The sequence below is a fragment of the Streptomyces prasinopilosus genome (assembly GCF_001419695.1).
In the GTDB taxonomy this organism is placed as follows: Bacteria; Actinomycetota; Actinomycetes; order Streptomycetales; family Streptomycetaceae; genus Streptomyces; species Streptomyces prasinopilosus.
The window spans coordinates 1-10538 of the sequence record NZ_LIRG01000122.1 but is presented as its reverse complement, the minus strand read 5'-3'; the positions used below and the strand labels follow the sequence as shown (position 1 = coordinate 10538).

The 10538-nt window shown below is 74.2% G+C and carries 9 protein-coding genes; 7 read left to right on the top strand and 2 right to left on the bottom strand.

The features are described 5' to 3' along the window. Positions 1 to 430 precede the first annotated feature (430 nt). Positions 431 to 1039 carry an adenylosuccinate lyase gene (locus AOK18_RS06475; protein WP_055693676.1) on the top strand — a complete coding sequence of 203 codons (609 nt, stop codon included), beginning with the start codon at positions 431 to 433 and terminating at the stop codon, positions 1037 to 1039. 117 nt (positions 1040 to 1156) lie between these two features. On the opposite strand, the gene AOK18_RS06470 is transcribed toward AOK18_RS06475, so the two are convergent. Next, positions 1157 to 2734: an alpha/beta hydrolase gene (locus AOK18_RS06470; RefSeq protein WP_055693675.1), complete on the bottom strand. Its 1578-nt coding sequence runs from the start codon at positions 2732 to 2734 to the stop codon at positions 1157 to 1159. A gap of 153 nt (positions 2735 to 2887) precedes the next feature. Beyond that, on the bottom strand, positions 2888 to 3997 hold the full coding sequence (locus AOK18_RS06465; protein WP_079104869.1) for an Rv2578c family radical SAM protein: 1110 nt from the start codon (positions 3995 to 3997) through the stop codon (positions 2888 to 2890). A gap of 186 nt (positions 3998 to 4183) precedes the next feature. Here AOK18_RS06465 and AOK18_RS06460 point away from each other — a divergent pair, with 186 nt between their 5' ends. The 6 genes from AOK18_RS06460 to AOK18_RS06435 all read left to right on the top strand — a co-directional run bounded on the left by AOK18_RS06460 (position 4184) and on the right by AOK18_RS06435 (position 10512). Further along, positions 4184 to 4627: an SRPBCC family protein gene (locus tag AOK18_RS06460; protein WP_055693674.1), complete on the top strand. Its 444-nt coding sequence runs from the start codon at positions 4184 to 4186 to the stop codon at positions 4625 to 4627. A 198-nt stretch (positions 4628 to 4825) separates the two neighbouring features. Beyond that, positions 4826 to 5659, top strand: a complete 834-nt coding sequence (locus tag AOK18_RS06455; protein ID WP_055693673.1) for a M55 family metallopeptidase — start codon at positions 4826 to 4828, stop codon at positions 5657 to 5659. Continuing rightward, positions 5652 to 6956, top strand: coding sequence for a M20/M25/M40 family metallo-hydrolase (locus AOK18_RS06450; protein ID WP_055693672.1), 1305 nt, complete (start codon positions 5652 to 5654; stop codon positions 6954 to 6956). Before AOK18_RS06455 ends, AOK18_RS06450 begins: the two co-directional genes overlap by 8 nt. Positions 6957 to 6959: 3 nt before the next feature. Next, complete coding sequence (locus AOK18_RS06445; RefSeq protein WP_055693671.1) at positions 6960 to 8942, top strand: prolyl oligopeptidase family serine peptidase; 1983 nt, start codon at positions 6960 to 6962, stop codon at positions 8940 to 8942. After that, the gene (locus tag AOK18_RS06440) at positions 8939 to 9889 is read left to right on the top strand and encodes a S66 peptidase family protein (protein WP_055693670.1); all 951 of its coding nucleotides are present in this window, start codon (positions 8939 to 8941) and stop codon (positions 9887 to 9889) included. Before AOK18_RS06445 ends, AOK18_RS06440 begins: the two co-directional genes overlap by 4 nt. 38 nt (positions 9890 to 9927) lie before the next feature. After that, positions 9928 to 10512, top strand: a complete 585-nt coding sequence (locus AOK18_RS06435) for a GNAT family N-acetyltransferase (protein ID WP_055693669.1) — start codon at positions 9928 to 9930, stop codon at positions 10510 to 10512. Positions 10513 to 10538: the final 26 nt, after the last annotated feature.

Genomic DNA, 10538 nt, shown 5'->3' with positions numbered 1-10538 from the left:
GATCGGGGGCGCGGGGGTGTCGGACTGGGGGGACAGGGGAGTGGCCATCGAGGGACTCCAGGAATGAGGGTGACGACGGAGAACGCGCCCGGCGCGCCTGAGGGCGCACCGGGTACGTCGTGCGGAATGCGGGTGATGCCGGGCTGCGAGCGCACACGCCCGGTGCCGTCACGGCGGGCGCACGCCCGGGAACGGCGGTTCCGGCCGGCCTTGTCCCGAGGCCGAGCCGTACTGCGGTACACGCGTACGGGTACCGGACCGACTGCACTCACCGTGGCTGCGTCACCAAACCACCGTGAGGAGAAACGAACAGCGGAACACGAGTGGGTAACTCGCTCGATTGAGCTTAACTCGCGGGTAACGAGCGCGCCAGCCCCCGGTGTTTGTGATGTACGTCCCGACGGCCGGGTGGTCCGTCTAACCTCGGGGCATGGACGAAGAGTTGCGATCGCTCACGGAGCGCTTACGGGCCGAGGCGGCCGGATCGGCGGCCGTCGACCGGCTCCTGGCGACCGAGGACCCCGACGCCCTGGCCGCCGTGCTCACCGAACCCGGGCAGCCGCTCTGGGCCAGGGAACTGGCCGCCTTCCGGCTCGGGCTCGCGGGTGACCGGCGGGCCTTCGAGACCCTCGTGCTCCTCCTCAACCACCGGGACCCCCCGCGCTGCGCCGCCGCCGCCCACGCCCTGGCGCGCCTCGGCGACCCGCGCACCGCCCGCGCCGCCGCCGCCCTCGCCACCAACGAACTCCGCGTCGCCTACGCCCTGCACCCCGTGCGCCTGCTCGTCGCCCTGCGCGCCCCGGAGGCCGTGCCCGCCCTGATCACCACACTGCGCCGGCGGCTGCGCCCGCACGACCCCCACCGCAGGGTCGCCCTCGCCTGCGTGGACGGACTGGGCGAACTCGGCGACACCCGCGCCGCACCCGTCCTGAACGAGGCCCTGGCCCACCCCGTCCTGGCCGAGGCGGCGGTCCGCGCCCTGGCGCGCATCCCCGGGCAGCGGCGGACCTCCACGCCGCGGATCCCGGGACAGCGCTAGCCGCGGGCCGCACCGCGGGGGCCGTGCCGCCGGAGACGGGGACGCGGGCCGGGTCACTCACGCGTTCACGAGGGACCACGGGTGCGCCGGCCCCGTCCCCGACGGCCCGTCAGGCGCTCAGCGGCGGAAGCCGAGCAGGCCGTGCAGCACGGAACCGCGTGCCGTGCTCGGCACCGCCTTGGACGTCAGCGGCTCCGGATCGGGCAGTGCCGCGCACACCGCGTCGGCCTCGCCGCCGCCGCGCGGCACGGTGCCGTCGGCCAGGTACGCCGTCAGGTGCCCGTCCAGGCAGGCGTTGCCGCTGAGCGTGATGCCGTGGTTGCCGCCGCCCCGCTCCACCACCAGGCTGGACCCGGCCAGCAGGCGGTGGGTCGTCACGCCGCCCTGGTAGGGGGTGGCCGCGTCGTCGGTGGCCTGGAAGAGAAGCGCCGGCGGCAGCTTCCCGTTGGCGACGTTCACGGGCCGCAGCGACCCGGTCGGCCAGAACGCGCACGCCGCGTTGTACCAGGCGTTGTTCCACGTCATGAACGGCGCCCGCTCGTGCACCTCCCAGTTGTCCTTGCGCCACTGCCGCCAGTCCCGCGGCCAGGAGGCGTCCCGGCACTCGACCGCCGTGTAGACGCTGTAGCCGTTGGCGCCGGCGGCGTCGGTCGCGCCGAAGTTCTCGTACGCCCTGACCAGCGGCCCGGAGTCGCCCTTGTTCACGTACGCCGCGAACGCCTCCGCCAGGTAGGGCCAGTAGCCGTTGTAGTAGCCGCCCGGCAGGAAGGTGTCCTCCAGTTCGGCCGCGCCCACCTTGTCCCCGGCCGGCTTCTTCGCCAGGGCCGCGCGCATCGCGTACCACCCGGCCTCGATCTCCTTCGGATCGATGCCGAGCCGGTACGTGCCGTCGTGCTCGGCGATCCAGGCCATCAGGGCGCGGTGGCGGTCGTCGAAGGCGTGGTCCTGGTTCAGGTTGGCCTCGTACCAGACCTGGGTGGGGTCGACGACCGAGTCGAGCACCAGGCGCCGTACCCGCTCCGGGAACAGCTTGGCGTACACGGCGCCCAGGTACGTGCCGTAGGAGTAGCCGAAGTAGTTGAGCTTCTCCGCGCCCAGCGCCCGCCGGATCACGTCCATGTCGCGCACCGCGCTGGTCGTGTTCACGTGCGGCAGGAGGTCCGCGTGCTTCTTGCCGCAGGCGTCGGCGAACGACTTCACGCGCGCGAGGTTGGCCTGCTCCACCGCGCGGGTGCTCGGCACCGGATTCGGCCGCACCGGGTCGAAGAACCCCGGATCGCAGTTCAGCGCGGGCCTGCTCGCGCCCACCCCGCGCGGATCGAAGCCGATCACGTCGTACTGGGCGGCCACCTCCTTCGGCAGCGAGGCCGCGACGAACCCGGCGAGCGCCAGCCCGCTGCCGCCGGGACCGCCCGGGTTGACCAGCAGCGGGCCCTGGTACTTCTTTGCGGTGTGCGGAACGCGGGACAACGCCAGGGTGATCTTCCGCCCCTCGGGGCGGGCGTGGTCGAGCGGTGCCTCGACGGACGCGCACTGCAGCGTCGGATGGTCCTCGGTGCCGCAGTCCTTCCACACGGGTCTCGCCGCGCGGAACGTGTCGGCGCCGCTCGGTGCGGCCGCCTCGGCGGGCAGGGCCGTCAGGCTCCCGGCCATGACGGCGGCGGCACTGCACAGCACTGCTGCGCGTTTCCTCATGGGTGGTCCTCCCAGGACGGAGGTCGGTGAACCGCGGGCTCACGGTCCACGCGGCATCGTCCCGGAACGAGCCGTGGGATGAACGCGTTCCGCCGACTCTTGACCCGATCGGGTCGACGGATGCCCTCCAATGCTCCCGGGGGCCGGACGCTCCTACAGGAGGGAGAGCCGGGTCGGGCCCGACGGGCAGGGGCCGGTGTGCCGGGGGACGGGGGCTCCGGAGGAGGAGCCGGAGACAGGGGATCCGTGGTCCGGGGGACCGGCCCCCGGGTGCCCGGCGGACCGCAGGCGGCGGGGCAGCTCCGCGCGGGCGGGGCCGATGCCGTACTCGCGGGCCAGGTCGTGGACCTGACGGGTGATCCTGCGCTGGTACCACTTCGGGGCGTAGGACCCTTCCGCGTACAGCCGTTCGTACCGGTTCACCAGGTGCGGATGGTGCCGCCCGAGCCAGGACGCGAACCACTCCCGGGCCCCCGGCCGCAGGTGCAGCACGAGCGGTGTGACGGAGGTGGCGCCCGCCGCGGCGATCGCCCGTACGGTGGCCCGCAGTTGCTCGGGCCGGTCGCCCAGGAACGGGATCACCGGCGCCATCAGCACACCGCAGCCGATGCCGTGCGCGGTGAGCGTGCGCACGACCTCCAGCCGGCGCTCCGGGGCGGGCGTGCCCGGCTCCACGGTGCGCCACAGTCCGGTGTCGGTGAAGCCGACGGAGACCGAGACGCCGACGTCGGTGACCTCGGCGGCCTGCCGCAGCAGTTCCAGGTCGCGCAGGACCAGGGTGCCCTTGGTGAGGAGGGAGAAGGGGTTCGCGTGGTCGCGCAGCGCGGCGAGGATGCCCGGCATCAGCCGGTAGCGGCCCTCCGCGCGCTGGTAGCAGTCGACGTTCGTGCCCACCGCCACGTGCTCGCCCTGCCAGCGCCGGGCGGCGAGCTGACGGCGCAGCACGTCGGGTGCGTTCACCTTGACCACGATCTGGCTGTCGAAGCCGACGCCCGTGTCGAGGTCCAGGTAGCCGTGCGACTTGCGGGCGAAGCAGTAGACGCACGCGTGCGTGCAGCCCCGGTAGGGGTTCAGGGTCCATTCGAAGGGCATGCGGGACGCCCCGGGCACCCGGTCGAGCACCGAGCGGGCGCGGACCTCGTGGAAGGTGATCCCGGCGAACTCCGGCGTGTCGAAGGTGCGGGTGGTCACCGCGTCCGCGCCGAACAGTGCGGCGTCGGCCCGGCTGTGTCCGGAGTCCGGGGCGAGGTTCTCCCAGCGCATGACGCCTCCTCGGTGGCACTGGCCCAAGCACGGGTCCATAGAATAGAACAAACGTTCCCTTGATCGCGCGAACGACTGGTTTGAGCACACTCCCGATCACTTCCGGACTCCCGATTTGGGGGGCCGGGCGAGGGGGTGGTTGGCTTGCCCCGACCCCCCCGAGAACCCATGTCCTGGAGGAAAGCGATGGCGCAGGTCGAGGCCACTACGGAGCGGATCGTCGCGGCGGACGCGGAGACGGTGTTCGATGCCCTCGCCGACTACAGCGGCACGCGCGGCAGGGTGCTGCCCGAGCAGTACAGCGAGTACGAGGTCCGCGAGGGCGGTGACGGCGAGGGCAGCCTCGTCCACTGGAAGCTCCAGGCCACCAGCAAGCGCGTCCGCGACTGCCTCGTGGAGGTCACCGAGCCGAGCGACGGCGAACTGGTCGAGAAGGACCGCAACTCGTCCATGGTCACCACCTGGCGCGTCACCCCGGCCGGGGAGGGCAGGTCCCGGGTCGTCGTGACCACCACCTGGACCGGCGCCGGGGGCATCGGCGGCTTCTTCGAGAGGACCTTCGCCCCCAAGGGCCTGGCGCGCATCCACGACGCCCTGCTCGCCAACCTCGCCACCGAGGTCGAGAAGTAGCCGGTGCGGTGACGTGGGGCGGCCGGCGCCGTGAGGCGCACGGCCCCCTCACGGCGCGGCGGGCCGTGCGAGGACGCCCGGCCCCGCCCCGGCGTCCCCGGAGGCGGTTGCGCGGGTGCCGTACCGTCAGGAGCCCCGGCCGGCGGGAGTTCTCCGCAGGCTGGCAGAGCTCCGGCGGCACGACGTAGCGTGAGGCGCATGAAGATCCTCATCAGCGCCGACATGGAGGGCGCCACCGGTGTCACCTGGCCGGCCGACGTGCTGCCGGGCACTCCCCAGTGGGAGCGCTGCCGGTCCATGTTCACCTCCGACGTCGACGCCGCGGTGCGGGGCTTCTTCGACGGCGGCGCCGACGAGGTACTGGTCAACGAGGCGCACTGGACCATGCGCAACCTCCTGCTGGAACGGCTCGACGAGCGGGCCGAGATGCTCACCGGACGGCACAAGTCGCTGTCCATGGTCGAGGGCGTGCAGCACGGCGACGTGGACGGCGTCGCGTTCGTCGGCTACCACGCCGGCGCCGGCATGGAGGGCGTCCTCGCCCACACCTACCTCGCCAACTCCGTCACCGGAGTGTGGCTGAACGGCGAGCGGGCGAGCGAGGGCCTGCTCAACGCCGCCGTCGTCGCCGAGTACGGGGTGCCGGTCGTCCTGGTCACCGGTGACGACGTGGCCTGCGAGGACGCGCTCGGTTACGCGCCCGGGGCGCTGAAGGTCGCGGTCAAGGACCACGTGTCGCGGTACGCGGCGGTGTGCCGGACCCCCGCCCGGACGGCCTCCGACATCCGCGCGGCGGCCGAGGAGGCCGCCGCGCTCGCGGTGCGCCACGAGCCGGTGGCCGCGGGCCCCTTCACCGTCGCGGTGGAGTTCGACGCCGAGCATCTGGCCCTGGCCGCCACCGTCGTACCGGGCGTGGCCCGGACCGGTGAGCGGAAAGTGGCGTACACCAGCGGGACCATGTACGACGGGATCCGCACCTTCAAGGCGGTCACCACGATCGCCTCGGCCGCGGTGGAGGAGCAGTATGGCTGACGAACACGCTCTGGACGAGGTCGTGACCTTCACGTCCGACCTCATCAGGATCGACACCACGAACCGGGGCGGCGGTGACTGCCGGGAGCGGCCCGCCGCCGAGTACGCGGCCGAGCGGCTGGCCGGAGCGGGCCTGGAACCGGTGCTGCTCGAACGCGTCCCCGGCCGGACCAACGTGGTCGCGCGCCTCGAGGGCACCGACCCCACGGCCGACGCGCTCCTCGTCCACGGTCACCTCGACGTCGTACCGGCCGAGGCGGCCGACTGGAGCGTGCACCCCTTCTCCGGCGAGGTGCGCGACGGGGTGGTCTGGGGGCGCGGCGCCGTCGACATGAAGAACATGGACGCGATGATCCTCGCCGTGGTGCGCTCCTGGGCCCGCCAGGGCGTGCGGCCCCGGCGCGACATCGTGATCGCCTTCACCGCCGACGAGGAGGACAGCGCCCGGGACGGCTCCGGCTTCCTCGCCGACCGGCACCCCGGGCTCTTCGAGGGCTGCACCGAGGGCATCAGCGAATCGGGCGCCTACACCGTCCACGACGGCTCCGGCCGGCAGCTCTACCCGATCGCCGCGGGAGAGCGCGGCACGGCCTGGCTGAAGCTCACCGCGCGCGGACGGGCCGGCCACGGCTCCAAGGTCAACCGGGACAACGCGGTGACCCGCCTCGCCGCCGCCGTCGCCCGCATCGGGGAGCACGAGTGGCCGGTGCGGCTCACCCCGACCGTCCGCGCGGCGCTCACCGAACTCGCCGCCCTCTACGGCGTCGACCCCGACCTCTCCGACGTGGACACGCTGCTCACCAAGCTGGGACCGGCCGCGAAACTCGTCGAGCACACCCTCCGCAACAGCAGCAACCCGACGGTGCTGGGCGCCGGCTACAAGGTCAACGTGATCCCCGGCCAGGCCGAGGCGTACGTCGACGGACGGATCCTGCCCGGCGGCGAGGACGACTTCCGCGCCACCCTGGACCGGCTCACCGGGCCCGGCGTGGACTGGGAGTTCCACCACCGGGAGCCGGCCCTCCAGTCGCCGGTGGACTCGACGACGTTCGCCCGGATGCGGGCCGCGGTGCGGGAGTTCGCGCCCGAGGGGCACCCCGTGCCGTACTGCATGTCCGGCGGCACGGACGCCAAGCAGTTCTCCCGCCTCGGCATCACCGGCTACGGCTTCGCCCCGCTGAAACTGCCGGAGGGCTTCGACTACCAGGCCCTCTTCCACGGAGTCGACGAGCGCGTCCCCGTCGAGGCGCTCCACTTCGGCGTCCGCGTCCTCGACCGCTTCCTGCGGACGGTCTGAGCCATGGGGGAGACGGTGCGCATCCTGCCGTACGGCGAGTGGCCCTCGCCCCTCGACGCGGCCACGGCCGCCGCGCACGACGGACGCCCCGAGTACGTGGGGTTCGTCGGGGACGAGGTGTGGTGGACCGAGCCCCGGCCCGCCGAAGGCGGCCGCCGCACCCTGGTGCGCCGGCACTCCGACGGCACCGAGGAGTCCGTCCTGCCCGCGCCCTGGAACGTGCGCAGCCGGGTCCACGAGTACGGCGGACGGCCCTGGGCCGGCTTCGTGCGGGACGACGACCCGCTCGTGGTGTTCGTCGACTTCGCCGACCAGCGCCTCCACCGGTACGCGCCGGGCGGCGAGCCGCTGCCGCTGACCCCCGTCTCCCCGGTGGGGCAGGGGCTGCGCTGGGCCGAGCCGACCTTGCTGCCGGACCGCGGCGAGGTGTGGTGCGTCCTGGAGGAGTCCACCGGCGACGGACCCGATGACGTGCGCCGCGTCCTGGCCGCGGTACCGCTGGACGGATCGGCCGCCGACGACCGCGGTGCCGTGCGCGAACTGACCGACGGCCGGCACCGGTTCGTCACCGGGCCGCGCCTCTCGCCCGACGGGCGGCGCGCCGCCTGGCTGGCCTGGGACCACCCCCGCATGCCCTGGGACGGCACCGAACTCCGCCTCGCCGACGTCACCCCCGACGGCCTCCTGCACGACGTCCGGACCGTGGCCGGCGGACCGGGCGAGGCGATCGCCCAGGCCGACTGGACGCACGACGGCCGGCTGCTCCACACGAGCGACCGCACCGGCTGGTGGAACCTCTACCGCGACGGCGAACCCGTCTGCCCGCGCGAGGAGGAGTTCGGCGGACCGCTGTGGACGCTGGGGTCGCGCTGGTTCACCCCGCTGGACAGCGGTCTGATCGCCGTCCTGCACGGCCGGGGCGCCGCCACGCTCGGCATACTCGACCCGGAGCGGGGCGAGGTCGTCGACGCGGCCGGCCCCTGGACCGATTTCACGCCCACGCTCGCGGCCCACGGCGAGCGCGTGGTGGCCGTCGGGGCGAGCCCGTGCAGCGCCCCCGAGGTCGTCGAGCTGGACACCCGCACCGGCAGGGCCCGGGTGATCGGCGCCCCGCACACGGACGCCGTGGACCCCGCCCACTACCCGCAGCCGCGGGCCCGCACCTTCACCGGGCCGGACGGCCGCGAGATCCACGCCCGGGTGTACCCGCCGCGCAACCCCGGCTGCGCCGGGCCCGACGGCGAACTGCCGCCGTACGTCATCCGGGCGCACGGGGGGCCCACCGGCCGGGCACCCCTCGTGCTCGACCTCGAGATCGCCTACCTCACCTCGCGCGGCTTCGGCGTCGCCGAGGTCGACTACGGCGGCTCCACCGGCTACGGGCGCGCCTACCGGGACCGGCTGCGCGGTCAGTGGGGCGTGGTCGACGTCGAGGACTGCGCCGCCGTCGCGCTCGCCCTCGCCGAGGAGGGCACCGCCGCCCGCGACCGGCTCGCCGTCCGCGGCGGCAGCGCCGGCGGCTGGACCGCGGCCGTCTCCCTGACCACGACCGACGTCTACGCCTGCGGCACCATCCTCTACCCGGTGCTCGACCTGACCGGCTGGGGCCCGGGAGAGACCCACGACTTCGAGTCCCGCTACCTCGAGAGCCTCATCGGCCCGCGGGCCGAGGTCCCCGAGCGGTACGCCGAACGCTCGCCCGCCGCCCACGCCGACCGGCTCACCGCGCCGTTCCTGCTCCTCCAGGGCCTGGACGACCGGATCTGCCCCCCCGTGCAGTGCGAGCGGTTCCTCGCCCGCCTGGAGGGCCGGGACGTGCCGCACGCCTACCTCACCTTCGAGGGAGAGGGACACGGCTTCCGGCGCACCGAGACCATGGTGCGCGCACTGGAGGCCGAACTGTCCCTGTACGCCCAGGTGTTCGGCCTGTCGGTGCCGGACGTGCCGACGCTGGAACTGACCCGGCCGGCCGGGTCGCGCCGGTGAACCGGACCACCGGACCGAGCCGGGCCGAGCCGCTGCGGCGGCCGCCCCGGCTCGCCCCCGGCGCCCGGGTGGCCGTCGTCGCGCCCAGCGGGCCCGTACCGGAGGAACGGCTGCAGGCAGGTCTCGACGTGCTGCGCGGCTGGGACCTCGACCCGGTGGCCGCCCCCCACGTCCTGGACCGCCACGGCCGGTTCGACTACCTGGCCGGCGGCGACGCCGACCGGGCCGCCGACCTGCAGGCCGCCTGGTGCGACCCCGCCGTGGACGCGGTGGTCTGCGCCCGGGGCGGCTACGGCGCGCAGCGCATGGTCGACCTGCTCGACTGGCCGGCGATGCGCGCCGCCGGACCGAAGGTCTTCGTCGGGTTCAGCGACATCACCGCCCTGCACGAGGCGTTCGCGACCAGGCTCGGCCTGGTCACCCTGCACGGGCCGATGGCGGCGGGCGTCGACTTCCTCAAGAACGCCCGCGCGCAGGAGCACCTCAGGGCCACCCTGTTCACGCCCGAGAGCGTCCGCACCCTCGCCTCCGACGGCACCGCGCTGGTCCCCGGCCGGGCGCGCGGCGTCACGCTCGGCGGCTGCCTCGCCCTGCTCGCCGCCGGGCTCGGCACCCCGCACACCAGGGCCCGCGCGCACGGCGGACTGGTGTGCCTGGAGGACGTGGGGGAGGAGCCGTACCGCCTCGACCGGTACCTCACCCAGCTGTCCCGGGCCGGCTGGTTCGACGGGGTGTCGGGGCTGCTGCTCGGCTCCTGGGCGCAGTGCGGCCCGTACGAGAGGGTGCGGGCGCTGCTCGCCGACCGGCTCGGCGGTCTCGGCGTGCCCGTGGCAGAGCAGTTCGGGTTCGGGCACTGCGACGGGGCGCTCACCGTGCCGTTCGGCGTCACGGCGGAACTCGACGCGGACGCGGGCACCCTGACGCTCGACGAACCGGCGCTCGGCTGATCCGGTCCCGCGCGCGGAACCCGGCGTAGGGTGGCGGGGTGCCGCACCCTGCCCCCCGCTACCTCGCCGAAGGCCCCCGCGTGGGCCTGCGCCACTTCACCCACGCGGACGGCGCCGAGTTCACCGCCCGGGCGCGGGAGAGCAAGGAACTGCACCACCCCTGGCTGTTCCCGCCGGACAGCGCCTCGGCGTACTCCGCGTACGCGCAGCGGCTGATCGAGGACCCGACCAAGGCCGGCTTCCTGGTCTGCGAGAAGGCGGACACCGGCGCGGGCCCGGACGGCGGGGGCCGGGACGGCTCCATCGCCGGGTTCATCAACATCAACAACATCGTGCACGGCGCGTTCCAGTGCGGCGTCCTGGGGTACGGCGCGTTCGCGCACGCGGCGGGGCGCGGGCTGATGGGCGAAGGGCTGGACCTCGTGGTACGGCACGCGTTCGGACCGATGCGGCTGCACCGGCTGGAGATCAACGTGCAGCCCGCCAACGCCGCCTCCATCGCGCTGGCCCGCGGTCGCGGCTTCCGCCTGGAGGGGTTCTCGCCGGACATGCTCTTCGTCGACGGGGCCTGGCGCGACCACGAGCGCTGGGCCCTCACCCGCGAGATGCGGGGAGCGGGCTGACCGCACCGTACGCGCCGGCGCGTACG